Genomic DNA, 20,763 nt, shown 5'->3' with positions numbered 1-20,763 from the left:
CAATCTGTTACGCGCCCGTTTGGTCCGCGAGAGTGACCGGGGTAACACCTGCGACCTGTCGGGAGCCGGTGACCGCAGAGCTCGACTGCTGAGCCTGGCGGGTCAGCCGGCCCACCGTGGACGCCACCCGCAATACGTACGAGTCGCGCGGAACCGTCGGATCGCGGCCGGTGAAATCGGCGATTCGTTTGAGCCGATACCGGACGGTATTTGGATGAACGAACAATTTGCGCGCGCACGCCTCGATGGCGCCGCCGGAGTCCAGGTAGGCATCCAGTGTCTCCATCAGTGCCGGCCCGGCGTCCGAGAGTGGCCGCATCACCTCGGCTTCCAATGCCACCGCGGCGGTGGCGTCTCCCAGCAGGGCCCGCTCGGGGAGTAACTCGCGGGCGGCCACCGGCCGCGGCGCCCCCGCCCAGCCGGCCACCGCGTTCATCCCCGCGATCGCCTCGGTGGCGCTGCGGTGCGCCGCGCCCAGCGTCGGCGCGGTCGGCCCGACCACCACCGGCCCGTCGTCGAACACCTTCATCAACTCCGAGAGGAAGCGATCGGTCGGTGACAGGCCACCCGAGATGATGGTGACCAGCCACGTTCCGTGGACGTCGGACAGAGCGGCCCGCCCGTTGCGCTTCGCCACGTCGTGGACGTCGTCGCTGACGAAGTCCATCCGGCCCGGTTGGGGTGTCCCGACCAGGACGGTGGCGGGCGCGGTGGCGTCCCAGTTCAGCGCAGCGGCCTGGGATTGCAGTTCCGGGCCGAGATCACCGCGGACGACGGCATCGACCAGGTTGGCCTCCATCCGGGTGTCCCACGCCCCGCGGGCCTCGGCCTGGTCGGCGTACGCGGAGGCGGCGGCGAAGGCCAGGTCCCGGCTGTAGCGCAGGATGCCGGCGGTCAGCGCGGTCAGTTGCTCCTCGGAACGTGCCAACAGGGGCACGACTTCCTCGAAGAACTCCATCGTGATGCGCACCATGTCGACGGACTGGCGCAGCGCGATGCGCCTGCGCAGATCCTGGGGCACCACCTCGAAGGCCTGCGCCGTGTAACTCACGTCGCTCTGTGGATTACGCATCCACTCGACGAAGTTGACGATCGCGGTCTGCACCACGAGCTGGACGCTGGCCCGCTGCGACGCCTCCAGGTCGGCGAAGAACGGCAGCCGTTCCTCCATGTAGTGCACTGCCTCGGTGGCCAGCCGGCCGGAGTACTGCTTGAGGCGGCGCAGCGCCGACTCGGGAACGTTCTCCAGCACTTCGACGGTCGATCGCGGCGGGATGAACCGATTGTTGTCGGTCATCCCTAAAATCTACGCCCTCGAACTGGAGAAATCCTCCAAGGACTGCTGGCCTACGCCACCCCGGGGTCCGACGTCTGCTCCGGCGCCGCCATCACATCGTCGATCTCGTACTTCCTGGCAGCCTCGATCGCCGCCGACATGTCGATGTTGCCGTCGCGAGCCAGGCCTTCGAGCACGGCGACGGTGATCGACTCGGCGTCGGTGTTGAAGTAGCGGCGGGCGGCCGGGCGAGTATCGGAGAAGCCGAATCCGTCGGTGCCCAGGGTGAGGTAGGTGCCGGGCACCCACGGCCTGATCTGTTCGGGCACCGCGCGCATCCAGTCCGAGACCGCCACCACCGGGCCGGACGCCTCGGCGAGTGCCTTGGTGACATACGGCGTCCCCGGTTCGCGGTCGGGGTGGCGCAGCCGCTCCTTCTCGATGGCCACGCCGTCGCGGTTCAGTTCGTTCCAGCTGGTCACCGACCATACGTCGGCGGCGACGTCCCAGTCCGCGGCAAGCATCTCGGCAGCCTTCAGCGCCGCGGGCATCGCCACGCCCGACACCAGGATCTGCGCCGTGTGGGACTTCTTCTCCGGCGCCTGCTGGTAGCGGTAGATCCCGCGCAGCAGACCCTCGACATCGAGTCCCTCCGGTTCTGCCGGCTGGGAGTAGGGCTCGTTGTAGATGGTGATGTAGAAGTACACGTTCTCGGGGTTCTCGCCGTACATGCGGTCCAGGCCGCTTTCGATGATGTAGGCGATCTCGTAGGCGAACGCGGGGTCGTAGGCGACCGCGGCCGGGTTGGTGGAGGCCAGCAGCAACGAATGCCCGTCGGCGTGCTGCAGGCCTTCCCCGACCAGCGTGGTACGGCCCGCGGTGGCGCCGAGGACGAAGCCGCGCGCCATCTGGTCGGCAGCCGCCCAGAAGCTGTCGCCGGTGCGCTGGAACCCGAACATCGAGTAGAAGATGTAAATCGGGATCATCGGCTCGTTCTGTGTCGAGTAGGACGTGCCCGCCGCGATGAAGGTGCCCATCGACCCGGCCTCGTTGATGCCCTCGTGCAGGATCTGGCCGACGTCGCTTTCCTTGTAGGCCAGCATCAGTTCGGCGTCGACCGAGGTGTACAGCTGCCCGTTACGGTTGTAGATCTTCAGGCTCGGGAACCACGAGTCCATGCCGAAGGTGCGCGCTTCGTCGGGGATGATCGGGACGATCCGGTGCCCGATGTTCTTGTCGCGCAGGATCTCCTTGAATGTGCGGACCGTCGCCATCGTGGTGGCGACCTCCTGCTTGCCGGACCCCTTCTTCAGCGCCTTGTAGGCGTCGGTGGCCGGAAGCTTCAGTGCCTTGGACTTGGTGCGGCGCTCGGGCAGGAATCCACCCAGCGCCCGTCGGCGATCGAGCAGGTACCGGATCTCCGGAGCCTCCGGCCCGGGGTGGTAGTACGGCGGCAGGTAGGGGTCTGCCTCGAGCTTCTCGTCGCTGACCGGGATGCGCTGGGCGTCGCGGAAATTCTTCAGATCCTCCAGCGCCAGCTTCTTCATCTGGTGGGTGGCGTTGCGGCCCTCGAAATGCGAGCCCAGCGAGTAGCCCTTGATCGTCTTGGCCAGGATCACCGTCGGCTGGCCCTTGTGTTCCATCGCGGCGTGGTAGGCGGCGTAGACCTTGCGATAGTCGTGACCGCCGCGCTTGAGGTTCCAGATCTCGGTGTCAGACATCGGCTCGACCAGGGCCTTGGTCCGCGGATCACGCCCGAAGAAGTGGTCGCGGACGTAGCCGCCGTCGTTGGCCTTGTAGGTCTGATAGTCCCCGTCCGGGGTGGTGTTCATCAGGTTGACCAGCGCACCGTCTCGGTCTGCGTGCAGCAGGGCATCCCATTCGCGGCCCCAGACCACCTTGATGACGTTCCAGCCGGCGCCGCGGAAGAACGACTCCAGCTCCTGGATGATCTTGCCGTTGCCGCGCACCGGGCCGTCGAGGCGCTGCAGGTTGCAGTTGACGACGAAGGTCAGGTTGTCCAGGCCCTCCAGTGCGGCTACGTGGGTCAGACCGCGGCTCTCCGGCTCGTCCATCTCACCGTCGCCCAGGAACGCCCACACATGCTGGTTGGAGGTGTCCTTGATGCCACGGTCGTGCAGGTAGTGGTTGAACCGTGCCTGGTAGATGGCGTTCATCGGGCCCAGGCCCATCGACACCGTGGGGAACTCCCAGAAGTCGGGCATCAGGCGCGGGTGCGGGTAGGAGGGGATGCCGCCGCCGGGGTGGCTGTGCTCCTGCCGGAAGCCGTCGAGTTGGTCGGCGCTGAGTCTTCCCTCGAGGTACGCGCGGGCGTAGATGCCCGGGGACGCGTGGCCCTGGATGAAGATCTGGTCTCCGCCGCCGGGGTGTGACTTGCCGCGGAAGAAGTGGTTGAACCCGACCTCGTAGAGCGCCGCCGAGGACGCGTAGGTCGAAATATGCCCACCGACACCGACTCCAGGCCGCTGCGCCCGGTGCACCATGATCGCGGCGTTCCAGCGGATCCAGGCGCGGTAGCGGCGCTCGACGTCCTCGTCGCCGGGGAACCACGGCTCCAGCTCGGTCGGGATGGTGTTGACGTAGTCGGTGGAGGTCAACGCCGGGATCGCGACGCGCTGCTCTCCCGCGCGCTCCAGCAACCGCAACATCAGGTAGCGGGCGCGGGCCGGTCCGGATCGGTCGAGTAGGTCGTCGAATGACTCGAGCCACTCACCGGTCTCCTCGGGATCGATGTCCGGCAGGTATGACGCGACACCTTCCCGGATTACCCGAACTCGGTCGGGTTCGCTTGTGCTGCTGGAGTTTTGGGCCAGATCCTGGCGCACGAACTCGGTGGTCAACTTCCGCTCCTTGTTAGGCGGTGTAAAAGTGCGCGATCCGCGAAGTGGGTTTGCCTCGCTTCTCGCGCCCGGATGGTCCCATCCTCGTCTAATCCTGCCCCATCCGCGCCGAAGGGGTGGCGGGAGTGCGGGGAACCGTCGCTCGCAGCGGAACCTGCGTTGGACCGGCAGGTGAACCGGTAACGTCTGCACGGTGCTGATGGGTTGGCTGAGCGCGCCCCGTGCCCGAGTCGCCGGCTTCGTCACCGGCACTCTGGCCGCGCTGGCCATGATCGTCGTCGGCTGCACCAACGTCACCGACGGTGATGCCGCGGTGGCCGGGGGCGAGGCGCCGCTGTACCGGGCGTCGGTGTCGGCCTCGCTCGAGGAATCCGCGGCGAGTTCGAGCGCCCGCGAGGCCGAACGCCAAGAGACCTTGACCGCCGAGGCGATCCAGACCTCGTGCGAGGCGATGAGCTCGAGCAGCGCCGATGCCATCGGCGCCGTCAACACCTACGTCGCCGCCTTCAACTCCAACCCCGCCGACATCGCGCGCACCGCGGGCCCGGCGGTGGACGCGCTGAACCTCAGCGCCGACCTTGTCGCAGGCACCGTCTCCGACCGCCTACCCCCCGAACTGCGGGATGCGCTCAACGGCTGGGTGGATGCCGCACGGGCGGTGGCGACCGCCATCGTGGGCAACTACGGGACCGAAGAATTCAACTCCGCAATCACCCGTCTCAACGATTCCAAGACCGTCGCGCTGGATCGATGCGACGCGGCATACCGATGAAACCTGCCAGCACACGTTCGCTGTCGCGGCAGGCCGTGCGACGATAGGGCGAGAAAACATGACACAGCGCACAATGAGTCGAATTGGCTGAAGGAGGACTGAAGGTGGTCTCGGCGGGTGACCCCCCGAACTACGCCCAGAGACTGGGCATCGAAAAAGATCAGGTTGTGCAGGAGTTGGGCTGGGACGAGGACACCGACGACGAGATCCGGTTCGCCATCGAAGATGCGTCCGGCGCCGACCTGCTCGACGAGGACTCCGACGAAGTCATCGACGTGGTGCTTCTGTGGTGGCGTGACGGGGACGGCGACCTCGTCGACACCCTGATGGATGCGATCACCCCGCTTGCCGAGGACGGCGTCATCTGGGTCGTCACTCCCAAGACCGGCAAGAGCGGGCACGTGCTGCCTGCCGAGATCGCGGAGTCGGCACCGACTGCGGGACTGATGCAGACCTCGTCGGCGAACCTGGGGGACTGGAGTGCCAGTCGCCTGGTGCAGCCGAAAGCCAACGCCATCACCAAGCAGCGATGAGCGCTTGCGCGAAGAGCAGACGGCAGCGGTAGCGCGTGCTTGGTGTCGGCGACGACGCACCGGACTTCACCCTCAAGGATCAGAACAACCAGCCGGTGACGCTGAGTTCCTTTCGTGGTGCCAAGAACGTGCTGCTGGTCTTCTTCCCGCTTGCTTTCACCAGCATCTGTGCGCGTGAGCTGGACGAGATCCGCGATCACCCGGCGGATTTCGTCAACGACGAGACCGCCACATTGGCGATCTCGGTGGGACCGTCGCCGACGCACAAGGTGTGGGCGTCCCAGCGCGGCTTCACCTTCCCGGTGCTGGCCGACTTCTGGCCGCACGGTGCGGTCAGCCAGGCCTACGGGGTGTTCAACGACGACAGCGGGTTCGCCAACCGGGGCACCTTCGCGGTGGACCGCTCCGGGATCATCCGGTTCGCCGAATGCAAGCAGCCCGGCGAGGTTCGCGACCGGGCCGTGTGGTCCGATGCCTTGGCCGCGTTGCGATCGGGTTGAGGCGGATTTCCGGTGGCAGGTCCGGTGCGTGTAGCCTGCCCGGGATCGGGCGCGTAGCTCAGTGGTAGAGCTCTGGTTTTACACACCAGCGGTCGGCGGTTCGATACCGTCCGCGCCCACCGGCAGCTTCTGCAGAACTCATCAAAGCTCTGCGGAGTACCACGGCGTTCTCGCTGGAAACCGAATCTGTGATGTTGACGCGGCTGCGTGCGGACTCGCGGAGTCCGAACTGCGCAGCCGCCGCCATCCCCGGAATTGCGTCCTGCGAGGGTGAGGACGATGTGCTGCGGTTCGTGAGCGGCAGTGTGCGCCAGGATCGCGGTACAGCGGGCCAGGTTACGAGGACGGTGTGGTTGGCGGCTTTGGTGGGAGCTGGCCTGCAGGCAGGTCGACTACGGACTGCATGAGGAAGCAGTCGCCGGTAATCGTGAAGATCGCTGATCCGCCTTGCCTGAGGTCGAACTCGAATCCGCCGCCCTGGACATGGAAGTCACGTCGCGACTCTTCGTTGAACAACGAATCCTCGCCGGTGGCACCGAACCCGGCTGCCTGGGCGCGCACGATGTCACTGGCCGTTGCAAATTCGTCAGCCGTGAACGGTCGGCCGAACTCAACCATGTCGGAAAGTGGCCGTCGCGCAATGTCACCGGTGAGTTTTTCGCAGGGCAACCCATCGCTTTTCACCTCCTGGACGTTCGGGTCGGCACTGAACTGCCACGTCTGGCCCGGGACGGCGGCAACGATCCGCTCGGCGATGGTGGCTGCGGCGTCGTTGATGCGCCGCCGGGCGTCCTCGTAGGAGCCTTCCGGGCGCAGGCTGTCGATCACCTCGACAGCCTCGTTCCCTTTCACGGTCTGGGATTCGTACGGGTTCTCGGTCACGGAGCAACCACCAATCAGGATGGAGACACACAGACTTGTTGCGGCGGTGAGCCGGAATGTCAGTCGGGCGCGGTTTCGGGTCACCATGTCATTCGGGTCACCATGTCAGCGGAGTCTCTCTGACCGTGAGGTCGGGGCGGTCGAGCAGGATCGCTGCCAGGTTATATCCGGTCATCCGTTCTCCGGCGTTGCGCCCGTAATCGGAATGCCCGGATGCGGCGGCCTTGGACTCGTAGCCGGGAATCGGCGTGCTGCCTGCGTCGGTCTCGAGGTGCTCGAAACGAAACCGCAGTGTCCCGTCGCCGTTGTCGATGACGTCGTTGGGGTTGGCGCCCCAGCCGTGCAGCGGTGCCAGGTCGGCGACGTAGTTGATCGGGTCGTCGGAGGTGGCCATCACGAAGAAGTTGTCGTCGGTCATGCCGAGGTCGGCCGGGGTGACGGCCTGGAAGCCGGGGGAGCCGTAGAGCACCGCGTTGTCGACGTATTGGCTTGCCCCGTCACCCAATGCGATGCCGGAGGTCAGCGAGCCGTAGGAGTGCCCGAACAGCGCCGTGGTCTGGCTGGGATTGCGGGAGGCGGCGTCGAGCTCGCCGAGGAACGAGGTCAGCTTCGGTGCGCCCGCTTGAGCGAGGTCGTCGTCGAGGACTGAGGTCTGACCCAGGTTGGCCGGTGGTTGATATCCCACCCAGGCCACGGTGGCCACGCTGGTACTGATCGGGTTCTCGGGGCTTCCGGCCGACTTCGCGACGTCAATCGCCTCATTGCGCAACTCTGCCGCCTCGCGCGTCATCCCCGCGATGGCGCCTCGGGTGGTGCCTGATACGCCGGGCACGGTGGTCGAGACATGATCGGCCGTGAATGGGTCACCCACTGACGTCGCGGCGGGGATCATTCGCGACGGGTCATCTGGCTTTTCCAGGTAGACCAGACGCGAGCCTGGTGTCTGCAGCGCCTCCTCGATCGCGGCGATGTCAGCGAGCCGGTCGGTTTTGACTTGTCCGTCGGGTAACTGCTGATACTCCGCTCGCATGTCTTCGAGCATGTCGCGGTTGGCCTGGTCGATTCGGTTGATGTCCCCTGACGACATATCGGTCTTGTCGGTGCCGTCGACTACCTCATCGGCCTTCTCTTCGCCTTCCCGGGCGTCCCCCGACGGGCCTTCCTCTGAGGTGAGTGAACCGTACTCGGTCGATAGTTTGACGATGTCCTGCGCGACCACGCTGAGATCGGTATGAGTGCCGAGCACAATTTCTTGAAGCCGGGCCAGGCCCGCGCTCGCGATCTGGGTGAGTTGAACCTCCCGAAACTTGCCCGGTGGCACGCTCGCGGCGGCGTCGCTGACCCATTTCCGTAGCGACTCCAGATTCTGCCGACCCGTGCTGACGAGCTGAGCGGACCGATCGACGCTGCGGCCGAGTCGCTGATCGAGGTCAGCGAGCCGATCGAACACCGCTCGGTGCCGGTAGTTCTTGAGCCGGTACGCGCCGGCGGCACCACCCGACCACACCGGGTCTGGCGTCGCTGAGGCGACCTCGGTGCCCAGCTGTCGGAACTTGGCGCTGGCGTCGAACTGTGCGCCTCCGGCTGGCGCCCCGTCGCCGAACGTTCGCCGCGCATTGGTCCACACCGCGTAGAACGCGTCGATCGCGCTCACCCGCGAACCACCCACGCCATGCCCCTCAGTATCGCCTAGGCATTCCGGGGCGCTGTAACGGCAAGTCGAGTTCTATGCAGGTCAGATTGCCGGCTTCAATCGTGTGCGCCGTCGCCCGCGCCTGGGCGGATGCCCCAACCCCCGCTGTGCGGAAAGGGTGCGGTTCCCTGATCCGCCCACCGGCGTTCAGCAGCAACCCGGCGCGCTCCGCTCGACCAGGTGCGCATGCTCGGTGTTGTCGCCACCGCCGACGGCGGTGAGGAACTCGCCGAGGTCGACACGGCGCCCACCCAGCCAGGTCCCGCTCACCTGCACCGCGTCGATCATCGCGGCCGGATCCACGCGCCACGGGTCGGCGGTCAGCTCGACGAAATCGGCCAGCTTGCCCGGCGCGATCGACCCGATCAGGTGCTCCCGTCCCAGCGTGCGGGCCGCGTCGATGGTCTGCGCGCGCCACGCTTGATCCAGCGAGATCGCTTGTTCGGGTCCGTGCACGGTGCCGTTGCGGGTGCGCCGGGTGACCGCGGTGGCAATGTTGATGACCGGAAGGGGCGGCGACACCGATCCGTCGTTGTGCAACGACACGCAGGCCCCCGAGGCGACGGCGTCGGCGAAGGCGGCCCAGCGGGCACCGTGCTCGTGGTCGAACATCGCGCCGTCGAGCAGCTCTCCCCAGTAGTAGTACTGGAACGGCGCCAACGACACGTGCACCCCCAGCCGGGCGGCCCGGTCGAAGTGCGCGCGGGTGCCGGCGCCGCAGTGCTCCAGCCGCCAGCGGTGGTCGGTTCCCATCAGGGAGTGCCGGTGCAGCGCGTCCTCGTAGGCGTCCAGTGCGAGGTCCAGCGCCAGGTCGCCGTTGGCGTGGAACGCCATCTGCCAGCCCTTGGGTGCGGCGTGGTCGAGGATCTCGTCGAGCTGGGCACGGGAGTAGTTCATCGACTGGGCACCGCCCGCGGTGGCAGGGTCGATCCCGGCGGTGCGGGTGGCCTCGGTGTCCAGGTACGGAAATGAGATCGCGATGTTGCCCACCCACGGTGAGCCGTCCGTCCACAGCTTGACGCCCGCCTTGGTCAGCCAGTGCTCGCCGGCGGTGAAAGTTGTTGGATCCGAGTAGGTGTCGGTGATCGACATCTCCCACATGCTGACCCGCAGCGGGCATGACGGCGCGGCGGCCAGCGCCTCGTAGCCGGCCGCGAACTTGGGGTCGTAGGTCATGTCAGACGTCGAGGTGTAGCCGCCTCGCGACATCAGCGCGTAGTAGTGCGCGCCGGACAGCAGGGGGTCACCCATGCGGGCCATCAGCGGCCCGACCACCGCCGTCACCACCGGCAACTCGAAGCCTTGTCCGTTCAACGATCCGTCGGCGTTGCGGCCGTAGTGTGACGCGACAGGGTCGGCGGGCGGGGCGGTGTCCCAACCGTGGAGCCTGATCGTCGCCGAGTTGAAATAGACCCCGTGTCCCGAGTTGTCGGTGATCACCGTGACCCGGTCGCCGAAGATGGCGTCGAGCTCGTCGGCCTTGGGCGCCGGGTGGCCGTGCAGGAGTGCGTCGTACCCGGTGAACCACAACGGCGTGTCGGGGTCGGAGGTGGCGAGCGCGTGGGCGAACACTTCCTGTACCTCGGACCAGGTGGCCGCGTCCCAGGGTGCGATGGAGCGGGCAGGAGCCTGGGTGGCGACCCCGCTGATCAGCGGGTGACCGTGCGGCTCAACGAATCCCGGTGCCAGTGCGGCGGCGCCGGTGTCGATCACCTCGGCGTCGGGAAGTGCAGCCCGGCAGTCCTCGAGGCTGCCCACGGCCACGATCTCCTCCCCGGATACCGCCACCGCCTGCGCCCGCGGAACGTCGTCGTCCATGGTGATGATGGTTGCCGCGGTCACGATCAGGTCGCCCATGCGCACAGTGTGACAGCTGTACCGCGCCGCTTTGGGGGATTCACGCTGTGAGACGCTGCCATGGTGTTCGTGATGGGGGCCCGTGCGGCGGGCATCGCCGCCGGTGTCGCGGCCGACGCGGTGTTCGGTGATCCTCGGCGCGGGCATCCGGTCGCGCTGTTCGGCAGCGGTGCAGCGGCTTTGGAGCGGCACAGTTATTCCGACGACCGGGTCGCCGGTGTCGTGCACACCGCCGGACTGCTCGTCGCGGTTGCCACGTTGGGGATCCTCGGCGAGAGGGCGGGCAGCCGTGGCGCAGTTCGCGAGGCTGCGTGCGTCGCGGCGGCGACGTTCGTCGCGCTGGGCGGGACGTCGCTGTGCCGGACGGGCGAGCAGATGGTGGGGCTGTTGCAGGCCGATGACATCGAAGGAGCCCGCCGGCTGCTGCCCTCGCTGTGTGGCCGCGACCCCGCGGTGCTCGACCCCGCGGGCCTGACCCGCGCCGCGCTGGAGTCCATCGCCGAGAACACGTCCGACGCCCAGGTCAGCCCACTGGTGTGGGCCGCGGTGGGGGGCACCCCTGCGGTGCTGGTGTACCGAGCCGCCAACACGTTGGACGCGATGATCGGCAGCCGTTCGCCGCGATATGCCCGGTTTGGTTGGGCCGCAGCCCGTTTTGATGACCTGCTGAACCTCGCCGGCGCTCGGCTCACGGGAGTCCTGGTCGCCCTGTGCGCGCCTGTCGTCGGCGGGTCTCCGGTGGCCGCGGTGCGGGCCTGGCGGCGCGACGCGCGAAAGCACCCGAGCCCGAACGCCGGGGTGGCTGAGGCGTCGTTCGCCGGTGCCCTCGGGGTGAGCCTCGGCGGTCCCACCCAGTACGCCCACGAGCTGGAGATCCGGCCGACGCTCGGCGACGGTCCGGCTCCCGTCACCGGGGACCTCGCCCGGGCGGTGCGGCTGTCGCGCGCCGTTCAGGTGGCTGCCGCGTTGGTGGCGGTCAGCGTCGCTTCCCGTAGCGGTCGGCGAGCTTCTCCTCGGCGGTGAGCGGTAGCGCCGGCTCACCGGCGGCATCTCGGGCCGAGGCGGCCTCGGCCGTCGCAGTGGCCACGGCCTTCTCCCGACGACGGACCTTCAGTTCGGAGTACACGAAGTAGCCGACGCCGACCGGCGCGATGATCCCGAACGCGATCCACTGGATGCCGTAGGACAGGAACGGTCCGGCGTTGAGGTGGGGCAACGGGATGACGCCGAGGCCGCCGGGCTGACCGTCGACCAGTTGCAGATAGGCGCCCGCCAACGGGACACCGGTCAGTTCGGAGATCTGGCCGGTGTTGATCGAGTAGACCTGCTGGATGCCATCCGCCTGGAAGGGGTCCTTCCCGATGGCGACGCCTTCGGGGTCGCGGAGTCGGGCGGTGATCGTGACGGTCCCGGACGGCGGCGGCTCGATCGTCGGCACCTGTGAACCCTCCACGGGACGCACGTAGCCCCGGTCGACGAGCACGGTCGGTCCGCCGTCCACCGCGAACGGGGCCAGCACCTCGAAAGCGGGCTCGCCGTCGATCACCCGCAGCCTCGCCAGCACCTGGCCCTCGGCCAGGTAGCGCCCGGTGGCCGTGACCCGCTGCCACTGTTCGTCGGGGGCCATCGAATCCTGCTGGGGTAGCACCGTCGTGACTGGGACCGGATCGGCCTCGAGTGACCGCGCGATCTGCGCATTCTCCCGCGACGTCGCGGTGTTCTTGCCCAGCTGCCACGGTGCCAGCACGGTGAAACACAGGTAGGCGAACGCCGCCACCACCACGTACAACGCCAGCCACTGCGGACGCAACAGGAACACCCAGCGACGCATCGTCAGCTCACCTGTTCCCGGTCGGCCAGCCACTCGTCCACCCACGCGTGCAGGCCGGGCAGTGCCGCGTCGATCACCGTGAAGACATCCTCGAAGTCGTCGTGGGTGCCGTAGTAGGGATCCTCGACATCGTCGATGTGTCCCCCTGATCGCGGGTCGAAGGACCGCAGCATCCGCAGCCGGTCGGCCGGAACGCCGAGGTGCTGCAGCATGCGGAGGTGGTTTCGGCCCAACGCGACCACCAGATCGGCCGACAGGTGGTCGTCGCCGACCTGAGCGGCGCGATGAGCGGTCGGGTAGCCGTGGCCGCGCAGCACCTGCCCGGCCCGGCGGTCGGCGGGTTCGCCCTCATGCCAGTGGCCGGTGCCTGCGCTGGTGACACGCACCACCTCGGCCAGTCCCCGCTCGCCGAGCTGGTGGGCGAACATCTTCTCGGCCATCGGGCTGCGGCAGATGTTGCCGGTGCAGATGAACGTGACGTGGAGGGCCGGAGCCGGCTTGCCGGCGACGTCAGACACCGGAGCCGGCCCGCCGGCGACGTCAGACACCGGAGCCGGCCCGCCGGCGACATCAGACACCGAGCACCTCGCGAAGATCGTCGACGCTGGCGACGTGGGCCTGCGCCCGGGGGCTGTCACCGGCGGCGAAGTCGGCGCGCCCGTAGCCCCAGCCGACGACGATGGTGCCGATGCCATGGACGGCGGCGCCCTCGACGTCGTGGGAACGGTCGCCGACCATCACCACCCGGTCCGGCACCGGGGCGAGCTGGGCGAGTGCGTGGGCCAGCACGTCGGCCTTGGACGCGCGGCTGCCGTCCACGCTGGCCCCGGCGATCACCTCGAAGCAGGTGTCGAGACCGAAGTGGGCGAGGATGCGCTGCGCGGTCGGCTCGGCCTTGGAGGTGGCCACCGCCAGCCGGACACCGGCGCTCTGCAGGTCGGCGAGCAACGCCGGGATACCGGTGAAGGGGCGGTTCATCGACCAGCCGCGGCTGATGTAGTCGGCGCGGTAGGCGGCGATCGCCGCGTCGGCCTGCTCCCCGAGGCCCATCTCCCGCAGCGTGTGGTGCATCGGCGGGCCGACGATCCGACTGACCAGGTCGCCGTCGGGCACGGCTGCGCCGACGGTCTGCAGCGCGTGGCGGAAGCTGGCGACGATGCCCTCGGCCGAATCGGTCAATGTGCCGTCCAGATCGAAGATCACCAGATCGCCTCGGCTCGCCTGCGCGGAGCCCTGCCTGCTGTCGAGCGTGTCTGTCACGGCTCCATTGTCCCTGATGTCTGGTCGGGGCCGACCCGCACTAGTGTCGTGATGTGGCAAGTCGATGCAGTTCCCTGTTCGAGGTGACGCAATGACAGTCCGGCTCGCGGATGTCATCGATGTGCTCGAGGCCGCCTACCCTCCACGGTTCGCCCAGAGCTGGGACTCTGTCGGCCTGGTGTGCGGAGATCCGGCAGAACACATCGAGACGGTGACGATCGCCGTCGACGCGACCGCCGCTGTGCTGGCGCAGGTGCCCGAGCGCGGGCTGCTGCTGGCGCATCATCCGCTGCTGTTGCGCGGCGTGGACACGGTGTCCGCGGACTCCGCCAAGGGCGCGCTGATCCACTCGATGATCCGCACCGGGCGGGCACTGTTCACCGCGCACACCAACGCCGACAGTGCGTCCCCCGGGGTGTCGGACGCGCTGGCCGACGCGTTGGGCCTACGGGTGACCGACGTGCTCTCGCCCATACCGACCGGCCCGGCTCTGGACAAATGGGTGGTGTTCGTGCCGTCCGGGAATCCAGCGGACGCCGACGCCGTTCGGTCCGCGATGTTCGCGGCGGGTGCCGGACAGATCGGCGACTACTCGCAATGCAGTTGGAGCGTCGGGGGAACCGGCCAGTTCCTGCCCCACGACGGCGCGACGCCCGCGATCGGGACGGTCGGCACCGTCGAACGGGTCGCCGAGGACCGGATCGAGATGATCGCTCCGGCGTCGCGACGAACCGCGGTGCTGACCGGTTTGCGCAGCGCGCATACGTACGAGGAGCCGGCGTTCGACGTCATCGCCCTCGCGCAGACCAACGGTGACGTGGGCCTAGGGCGCATCGCGACGTTGGCGCAGCCGGAACCGCTGTCGGCGTTCGTGGCCCGGGTTCGTGATGGGCTTCCCGCGACCTCGTGGGGGGTGCGCGCGTCGGGGGACGCCACGGCACCGGTGTCCCGGGTTGCGGTGTGTGGCGGGGCGGGCGATTCGTTGCTCGCCGAGGTGGCCGCTGCCAGAGTGCAGGCCTACGTCACCGCCGACCTGCGCCATCACCCCGCCGACGAGCACCGGCGGGTCTCGGACGTCGCGCTGATCGACGTCGCGCACTGGGCCAGCGAGTTCCCCTGGTGCGGCCAGGCGGCTCAACTGTTGCGCAACCACTTCGGTGCATCGCTGCCGGTCACGGTGTCCGACGTGCGCACCGACCCATGGAATGTCGAAGGAAGCTGTACATGAAAGCTGATGTGACACAACAGCAGTCGCTACTCGAGCTGGCGGAGCTGGATGCCGAGATCTCACGGATCCAGCATCGGACCAAGAACCTCGCCGAGCAGCGGGCGCTGGAGGAGGCGCAGAGTGCGCACCAGGAGGCCAACGACCGCCTTGCCGCACTGCAGCTCGCTCTCGCCGACATCGACGCGCAGGTTGCGAAGTTCGAGAACGAGATCGACGGCGTCCGGCAGCGGGAGGATCGTGACCGCTCCCTGCTCGACGGCGGCACGGTGGATGCCAAACAGCTCACGGAGTTGCAGCACGAGCTCGAAACCCTGCAGCGGCGCCAGACCAGTCTGGAGGATTCGCTGCTGGAGGTGATGGAGCGCAGAGAGGAGCTGGCCGCCGATCAGGAAAGCGCTCTGGCCGACGTCGATCGGCTGCAGAACACGTTGAGCGATGCCCAACGGGTGTGTGACGATGCCCGCAGTGAGCTTGCTCAGCTGCAAGACCAATCCCTGTCACGCCGTGACGATCTCGTTGCCGGCATCGACGACGGGTTGATCGCCGTCTACGAGCGTCAGCGCGCCCGCGGGGGAGCGGGCGCCGGGGCTCTGCAGGGCCGGCGCTGCGGCGCCTGCCGGATCGAGATCGACAGAGGGGAGTTGGCGCGCATCGCCGCAGCTGCCGAGGACGAGGTGCTGCACTGCCCGGAGTGCTCGGCCATCCTGTTGCGGGTCAAGGGTTCGCACGCGTGAAGGTACGGGTCGAGGCCGACGGGGGATCCCGCGGCAATCCCGGACCCGCGGGTTATGGCGCGGTGGTGTGGTCGGCAGACCGGACAACGCTTCTCGCGGAAGCCAAATCAGCTATCGGGCGCGCGACCAACAATGTCGCCGAGTACCGCGGGCTGATCGCCGGCCTCGAGGAAGCGGCCGGTGTCGGCGCCACCGAGGTCGAGGTCTACCTGGACTCCAAGCTGTTGGTCGAGCAGATGGCGGGTCGCTGGCGGGTCAAGCATCCCGACCTCGCGCCGCTGCATCAGCAAGCGAAAGACATCGCCCGAAAGTTCGATCGCGTCACCTACGCGTGGATTCCGCGGGCGGAGAACAGCCATGCCGACCGGCTGGCCAACGAGGCCATGGATGCGGCGGCGGGCATCACCGGATCCCCGGCGGAAATCGAAGTGCCAGAAGTCACCGAGACCCGTTCGGCCACCACGGAGGTGGTCACCAACCCGGCCGGTTGGACGGGGGCAGTGGGCGCGCCGACCCGGCTGCTGCTTCTTCGCCACGGACAGACCGAGCTCTCGGTCCAGCGTCGCTACTCCGGACGCGGAAATCCGGCACTGACCGATCTCGGTGCACGACAGGCGGAGGCGGCCGCGCAGTACCTCGGAGTGAAAGGCGGGATCGCCGCCGTAGTGTCCTCACCGTTGCGGCGGGCGCACGACACCGCCTCGGCCGCCGCGGGACAATTGGGCCTCGACGTCGTGGTCGACGACGATCTGATCGAGACCGACTTCGGTGCGTGGGAAGGACTAACGTTCGGCGAGGCCGCCGAGCGGGATCCGGAGCTACACCGCAGCTGGTTGCGCGACACCTCGGTGCCGCCGCCGGGCGGGGAGAGCTTCGATGCCGTTGCCGCCCGGGTGCGCAGCGCCCAGCAGCGGATCATCGCCGAACACAGTGGCCAGACGGTCCTGGTGGTCTCGCATGTGACCCCGATCAAGACCCTACTGCGGGTGGCGCTCGACGCCGGTCCGGCGATTCTGTACCGGCTGCACCTCGACCTCGCATCGCTGTCGATCGCCGAGTTCTACCCCGACGGCGCTGCGTCGGTGCGACTGGTCAACCAGACCGCATACCTGTGACCTGCTCTGCGCCAGGCGACTCGAATAAAGCGGCGGCTTGGAGATTTTCGTGTCTCCGCGCACCGCAGATCGCCCGATTGCACGAGCCCCAACTCACTTGTATCGCCCCCCGATATCGGAAGCCGTAGCATTAGTCGGCGTGGGCCGGGGAATGAAGGCATGAGCGAGCCATCTGGACCCAGCGGCGTCGCCGATGAGCTGCGGCGGCGGCTGGGCCTCTTCGACGCGTTGGTGATCGGCCTGGGGTCGATGATCGGCGCTGGAATCTTCGTCGCGCTGGCGCCGGCCGCCCACGCGGCCGGCTCCGGGTTGCTGATCGGGTTGGCGGTGGCCGCGGTGGTCGCCTACTGCAATGCGATCTCCTCCGCGCGGCTGGCGGCCCTCTACCCGGCTTCAGGCGGCACTTATGTGTACGGCCGGAAGCGTCTCGGCGACTTCTGGGGGTACCTGGCGGGCTGGGCGTTCGTGGTCGGCAAAACCGCATCCTGTGCTGCGATGGCCCTGACGATCGGCTTCTACGTATGGCCGGCCCACGCGCATGCGGTGGCCGTGGGGGCGGTGGTGGCGCTGACCGCGGTGAACTACGCCGGGATCCAGAAGTCGGCCTGGCTCACCCGCGCGATCGTCGCGGTGGTGTTGGCGGTGCTGGCCGCAGTCGCGGTAGCCGCCTTCAGCTCCGGGACCGCGGACGCGGCGCGACTCGACATCGGCGCGGACGCATCGCTCGGCGGGGTGCTGCAGGCGGCGGGCCTTCTGTTCTTCGCGTTCGCCGGGTACGCACGCATCGCGACCCTGGGTGAAGAGGTCCGCGACCCTGCCCGCACGATCCCGCGCGCAATCCCTCTCGCGCTTGGTATCACACTGGCCGTGTATGTCGTCGTCGCCGTCGCCGTGATCACGGTCCTCGGACCGCAGCGGCTCGCGCAGGCCACGGCACCGTTGTCGGAAGCCGTAGCGGCCGCCGGCGTGAGCTGGCTGGAGCCCGTGGTTCGAGTGGGTGCTGCGGTGGCCGCGCTGGGCGCGTTGCTGGCCCTGATTCTCGGGGTGTCGCGCACCACCCTGGCCATGGCCCGCGACCGGCACCTACCGCACGCCCTGGCCGCCGTGCACCCGAGGTTCAAGGTGCCCCACCGCGCCGAACTCGTGGTCGGGGCGGTGGTCGCGGCGCTGGCGGCAACCGCGGACGTCCGCGGTGCGATCGGCTTCTCGTCATTCGGCGTCCTGGTCTATTACGCGATCGCCAATGCCTCGGCCTTCACGCTGCGCCCCGGTGAGGGCAGGCCCCACCGGGGTGTCCCCGTGGTGGGTGCGATCGGATGTGTGGTTCTGGCGTTCGCGTTGCCGGTGTCCTCGGTGATTTCGGGCGCTGCAGTGCTCGGAGTCGGCGTCGCCGCATACCGGATACGTCGCATCGTCACCCGCCGCGAACAACAGACTGGACCCGGCGATTCGCCGTGATCCACAAGCCGACGGCCCCGCATCGGGTCCGCGTTCGGCTGGCCGGCTATCCGGGCGGGTAGCCGAGGATTTCCCGAGCGAGCTCTTCTAGTGCCTTGCGGTCCTCGCGCAATGCGCGCCGCCCGGCCTGCGTCACTCGGTAGACCCGGCGCGCCCGGCCGTCGACGACACGTTGCTTGGAGCTCAGCAGCCCCTCGGCCTCCAGCCGATGCAATGTCGGATACAGCGTGCCTGGGCTGATGTCATAGCCGTGCCGGGCAAGCTCCTTGGTGATCCACGCGCCGTGGACCTCCTGCTCGGCGGCGTGATGCAGGATGTGCAATCGCACCGCGCCACGCTGGAACTCACGCATGGCAGGCGTCTCCCCGGTAGTGATGAATCCGATATCGGAAGCCGATTCTACGCGGTGTGCAGCGAGGCACACCATCACCGTCAGGTGTGCAGGTGCGCCCGCTCACCGTGTGCGCCGAACAGCGCAATCGCTTCCACTGGGCCGTCGACGGCACCGAACCAGTGCGGCGTCCACGTCGAGAACTCCACCGCTTCACCGGGTTCGATCACGAAATCGCGCTCTCCGAGGATCAGCCGGAGCCGCCCGGACAGCACGTACATCCAATCGTGCCCCTCATGAACCGGTAACTCGGCGGGCGGGGTACGCCGCCGCGCGCTCACCCGGATCTTGAACGCGTGGAGTCCGCCTGCCGGACCCTGCCGGGTCAGCGGCCAATAGGTGACCAGATGACGGGTGTGTGCACCCCCGCGGACCCGCGGGTCGGGCGCCTCCGGGGCGCTGAGCAGCTCGTCGGTACTCACCGACAGGGCGGCGGCGAGTCGGGGCAGGTGGTCGAGGGCCAGCCGGCGCTTGCCGGATTCCAGCCGGCTGAGCGTGGAGACGTCGATGTTGGACCTGCCGGCGACGTCGTCGAGCGTCATGCCGCGTTGCTGCCGTAGTTCTCGCAGTCGTCGCCGGACCCGAAGGTCGACGCCGTCGTCGTCGTTTGCCTGCATGGCAAGCTAGCTTGGCATTGTTGCGGCGCTTGGGCAAGCTCGGGTCATGAACACGGATTGGGAATGTCTGGTTGTCGGCGGCGGAGCGGCGGGACTGAGTGCCGCGCTGGTGCTCGGCAGGGCGCGTCGACGCACGCTGGTCGTCGATGCCGGCCGACAGAGCAACCTGGCGGCCAAAGGGATCGGCGGTCTCCTGGGGCACGACGGCCGGCCCGCCGCCGAGTTGTACGAGCTGGGCAGAAAAGAGCTGCAACAGTATCCGAGCGTCGAGGTGCGCACCGGCGAGGTGCGCACCGTGCAGCGCCACGACGGCGGATTCGACATCGAGCTCGCCGACGGCAGCCGCGAACGGGTCAAGCTGGTGCTGCTGGCCATGGGGATGGAGTATCGGCCACCGGCGTTGGCCGGTCTGGATGAGCTGTGGGGCGGCTCGGCGTTTCACTGTCCGTTCTGTCACGGCTGGGAGGTCCGCGACCAGCCCCTCGCGGTACTGGCCCAGGGCGAGCGCGCGATGCACATGGCGCGGATGCTGCGTGGGTGGAGCGACGACGTGATCGTGCTGACCAACGGGACGGGGGAGCTCACTGCCGAAACCAGGGCCTGTCTCGGCGCCGGAGGGGTTCCGGTGGACGAACGCCCGATCGACCGACTGGCAACGGCCGACGGTGAATTGGAGGCGGTGGTGTTCGCAGACGGGTCCCGGCTGGCCCGGCGAGGGCTGCTGGTGCCTGCGATGTTGCACCAGCGCACCGACCTGGCCGTTCAGCTCGGTGTGAATTTTGTTGACCCGGGCCCGGTTTCGATGGAGGCGGTCGAAGTCGACGCGCTGTACCAGACGTCGGCACCGGGAGTGTTCGCAGCGGGGGACGTGTGTACGCAGATGCCTCAGGTGGCGGCCGCTGTTGCGGCCGGCTCGGCAGCTGCGGCATCAATGGTTCGAAGTCTGATGGAGGAGATATGACAGCATCTGAGGTCAAGCAGCATTGGGAAGACAGGTACGCCGAACGCGAGCGGATCTGGAGTGGGCGCGTCAACCCCTGGCTGGCAGAGTTCGCGGCGTCGTCAACGCCGGCGCGTGCGCTGGATCTCGGTTGCGGTGAGGGGGCGGACACCCTCTGGCTCGCCGAACACGGCTGGGATGTGCTGGGAGTGGACATCTCTGACACCGCGCTGCGCCGCGCAGCAACGCAAGCAGTGACCATGGGGTTGGCCGACCGGGTGCGGTTCGAGCAGAGGGACCTGTCCGAGTCGTTCCCCGAAGGAGCGTTCGACCTGGTGTCGGCGCAGTTCCTGCAATCGATGGTGCACCTCGACCGCATGTGGATCTTCACGGCGGCCGCGAATGCCGTCGCCCCGGGTGGGGTGCTGATCATCGTGGATCACGGTGCCGCTCCGCCGTGGGCGCCGGAGCATTTTCGTGAGCATGTCTTCCCCAGCGCCGAGGAAGTGTTGCAGACCATCGAACTCGATGAACGACAATGGGATCGGGTGCGGGTCGGATCTGCAGAACGCGATGCGGTCGGGCCGGACGGGCAGGCCGGGGTGCTGGTGGACAACCTCATCGTGTTGCGCCGGGTAGCGGCTGAAGCCGGTCAGTCGGGATAGTCAGGTGGCGAGAGGCCGGCTCCCGAGATGACGGCGTGTAGGGCTTTCTTGTCGGCGGGCGGTAGTAGCCCGGGTTTCATGTTCGAACGTGTGTTCGATGTGGATGTGGCCGCTGGTGAGGCTGAGCTGCGCGCGCAGGTCGAGCAGCTC

20 protein-coding genes and 1 tRNA gene are annotated in these 20,763 nt (G+C 68.1%); 11 read left to right on the top strand and 10 right to left on the bottom strand.

All coding sequences use genetic code 11. From position 1 onward, the window contains the following. Positions 1 to 7: 7 nt before the first annotated feature. A complete protein-coding gene (locus BEMPMBAN_RS24860; protein ID WP_159234004.1) occupies positions 8 to 1,297 on the bottom strand; it encodes a PucR family transcriptional regulator in 1,290 nt (429 codons plus the stop codon). Positions 1,298 to 1,347: 50 nt separating this feature from the next. After that, positions 1,348 to 4,137 (bottom strand): pyruvate dehydrogenase (acetyl-transferring), homodimeric type, encoded by a 2,790-nt coding sequence (gene aceE, locus BEMPMBAN_RS24855; RefSeq protein WP_159234002.1) that lies wholly within the window; start codon positions 4,135 to 4,137, stop codon positions 1,348 to 1,350. Between the two features lie 199 nt (positions 4,138 to 4,336). Here aceE and BEMPMBAN_RS24850 point away from each other — a divergent pair, with 199 nt between their 5' ends. The 4 genes from BEMPMBAN_RS24850 (at position 4,337) to BEMPMBAN_RS24835 (ending at position 6,061) form a co-directional block, all read left to right on the top strand. Then, a complete protein-coding gene (locus BEMPMBAN_RS24850) occupies positions 4,337 to 4,909 on the top strand; it encodes an Rv2240c family protein (RefSeq protein ID WP_200846111.1) in 573 nt (190 codons plus the stop codon). A 104-nt stretch (positions 4,910 to 5,013) separates the two neighbouring features. After that, complete coding sequence (locus BEMPMBAN_RS24845) at positions 5,014 to 5,442, top strand: DUF3052 domain-containing protein (RefSeq protein WP_200846113.1); 429 nt, start codon at positions 5,014 to 5,016, stop codon at positions 5,440 to 5,442. A 35-nt stretch (positions 5,443 to 5,477) separates the two neighbouring features. After that, a complete protein-coding gene (locus BEMPMBAN_RS24840) occupies positions 5,478 to 5,942 on the top strand; it encodes a peroxiredoxin (RefSeq protein ID WP_159233995.1) in 465 nt (154 codons plus the stop codon). A 47-nt stretch (positions 5,943 to 5,989) separates the two neighbouring features. Further along, positions 5,990 to 6,061, top strand: a tRNA-Val gene (locus tag BEMPMBAN_RS24835). 217 nt (positions 6,062 to 6,278) lie between these two features. Here BEMPMBAN_RS24835 and BEMPMBAN_RS24830 read toward each other — a convergent pair. The 3 genes from BEMPMBAN_RS24830 to BEMPMBAN_RS24820 form a co-directional block, all read right to left on the bottom strand. Further along, positions 6,279 to 6,911 (bottom strand): LppA family lipoprotein, encoded by a 633-nt coding sequence (locus tag BEMPMBAN_RS24830; protein ID WP_159233993.1) that lies wholly within the window; start codon positions 6,909 to 6,911, stop codon positions 6,279 to 6,281. Positions 6,912 to 6,921: 10 nt separating this feature from the next. Next, positions 6,922 to 8,478, bottom strand: coding sequence for an alpha/beta hydrolase (locus BEMPMBAN_RS32820; protein ID WP_234897684.1), 1,557 nt, complete (start codon positions 8,476 to 8,478; stop codon positions 6,922 to 6,924). A 186-nt stretch (positions 8,479 to 8,664) separates the two neighbouring features. Next, complete coding sequence (locus tag BEMPMBAN_RS24820) at positions 8,665 to 10,374, bottom strand: amidohydrolase (protein ID WP_159233991.1); 1,710 nt, start codon at positions 10,372 to 10,374, stop codon at positions 8,665 to 8,667. A 72-nt stretch (positions 10,375 to 10,446) separates the two neighbouring features. Between BEMPMBAN_RS24820 and BEMPMBAN_RS24815 the strand changes: the two genes are divergently transcribed. Further along, positions 10,447 to 11,397, top strand: a complete 951-nt coding sequence (locus BEMPMBAN_RS24815; RefSeq protein ID WP_159233989.1) for a cobalamin biosynthesis protein — start codon at positions 10,447 to 10,449, stop codon at positions 11,395 to 11,397. Here BEMPMBAN_RS24815 and BEMPMBAN_RS24810 read toward each other — a convergent pair. From BEMPMBAN_RS24810 to BEMPMBAN_RS24800, 3 genes are read right to left on the bottom strand one after another with little or no spacing between them, the layout of a single operon-like run. Continuing rightward, on the bottom strand, positions 11,351 to 12,205 hold the full coding sequence (locus BEMPMBAN_RS24810) for an SURF1 family cytochrome oxidase biogenesis protein (RefSeq protein ID WP_159234053.1): 855 nt from the start codon (positions 12,203 to 12,205) through the stop codon (positions 11,351 to 11,353). The genes BEMPMBAN_RS24815 and BEMPMBAN_RS24810 overlap by 47 nt on opposite strands. A gap of 2 nt (positions 12,206 to 12,207) precedes the next feature. Further along, the gene (locus BEMPMBAN_RS24805; protein WP_272952251.1) at positions 12,208 to 12,723 is read right to left on the bottom strand and encodes a low molecular weight protein-tyrosine-phosphatase; all 516 of its coding nucleotides are present in this window, start codon (positions 12,721 to 12,723) and stop codon (positions 12,208 to 12,210) included. Between the two features lie 52 nt (positions 12,724 to 12,775). Then, entirely contained in the window at positions 12,776 to 13,465 is a 690-nt protein-coding gene (locus tag BEMPMBAN_RS24800; protein ID WP_234897683.1) for an HAD-IA family hydrolase, read from the bottom strand. A 91-nt stretch (positions 13,466 to 13,556) separates the two neighbouring features. Between BEMPMBAN_RS24800 and BEMPMBAN_RS24795 the strand changes: the two genes are divergently transcribed. The 4 genes from BEMPMBAN_RS24795 (at position 13,557) to BEMPMBAN_RS24780 (ending at position 18,000) form a co-directional block, all read left to right on the top strand. Further along, the gene (locus tag BEMPMBAN_RS24795; RefSeq protein ID WP_159233985.1) at positions 13,557 to 14,693 is read left to right on the top strand and encodes a Nif3-like dinuclear metal center hexameric protein; all 1,137 of its coding nucleotides are present in this window, start codon (positions 13,557 to 13,559) and stop codon (positions 14,691 to 14,693) included. Next, positions 14,690 to 15,427, top strand: a complete 738-nt coding sequence (locus BEMPMBAN_RS24790; RefSeq protein ID WP_159233977.1) for a zinc ribbon domain-containing protein — start codon at positions 14,690 to 14,692, stop codon at positions 15,425 to 15,427. Before BEMPMBAN_RS24795 ends, BEMPMBAN_RS24790 begins: the two co-directional genes overlap by 4 nt. Next, on the top strand, positions 15,424 to 16,542 hold the full coding sequence (locus tag BEMPMBAN_RS24785; protein WP_159233975.1) for a bifunctional RNase H/acid phosphatase: 1,119 nt from the start codon (positions 15,424 to 15,426) through the stop codon (positions 16,540 to 16,542). The genes BEMPMBAN_RS24790 and BEMPMBAN_RS24785 overlap by 4 nt, the downstream gene beginning before the upstream one ends. A 159-nt stretch (positions 16,543 to 16,701) precedes the next feature. Beyond that, on the top strand, positions 16,702 to 18,000 hold the full coding sequence (locus BEMPMBAN_RS24780; protein ID WP_159233973.1) for an APC family permease: 1,299 nt from the start codon (positions 16,702 to 16,704) through the stop codon (positions 17,998 to 18,000). Between the two features lie 46 nt (positions 18,001 to 18,046). On the opposite strand, the gene BEMPMBAN_RS24775 is transcribed toward BEMPMBAN_RS24780, so the two are convergent. Beyond that, positions 18,047 to 18,352: an Rv3488 family transcriptional regulator gene (locus BEMPMBAN_RS24775; protein WP_159233971.1), complete on the bottom strand. Its 306-nt coding sequence runs from the start codon at positions 18,350 to 18,352 to the stop codon at positions 18,047 to 18,049. Between the two features lie 80 nt (positions 18,353 to 18,432). Beyond that, positions 18,433 to 19,008: a type II toxin-antitoxin system RelB family anti-toxin gene (locus BEMPMBAN_RS24770; protein ID WP_159233970.1), complete on the bottom strand. Its 576-nt coding sequence runs from the start codon at positions 19,006 to 19,008 to the stop codon at positions 18,433 to 18,435. A 46-nt stretch (positions 19,009 to 19,054) separates the two neighbouring features. Here BEMPMBAN_RS24770 and BEMPMBAN_RS24765 point away from each other — a divergent pair, with 46 nt between their 5' ends. Beyond that, complete coding sequence (locus BEMPMBAN_RS24765) at positions 19,055 to 19,969, top strand: NAD(P)/FAD-dependent oxidoreductase (protein WP_159233968.1); 915 nt, start codon at positions 19,055 to 19,057, stop codon at positions 19,967 to 19,969. Next, positions 19,966 to 20,613, top strand: a complete 648-nt coding sequence (locus BEMPMBAN_RS24760; RefSeq protein WP_159233966.1) for a class I SAM-dependent methyltransferase — start codon at positions 19,966 to 19,968, stop codon at positions 20,611 to 20,613. The genes BEMPMBAN_RS24765 and BEMPMBAN_RS24760 overlap by 4 nt, the downstream gene beginning before the upstream one ends. The last annotated feature ends 150 nt before the right edge of the window (positions 20,614 to 20,763 follow it).

This window comes from Mycolicibacterium austroafricanum (assembly GCF_902705885.1).
GTDB lineage: Bacteria > Actinomycetota > Actinomycetes > Mycobacteriales > Mycobacteriaceae > Mycobacterium > Mycobacterium vanbaalenii_A.
The sequence above is the reverse complement of the archived record's forward strand: the minus strand, read 5'-3'. Positions and strand labels throughout refer to the sequence as shown.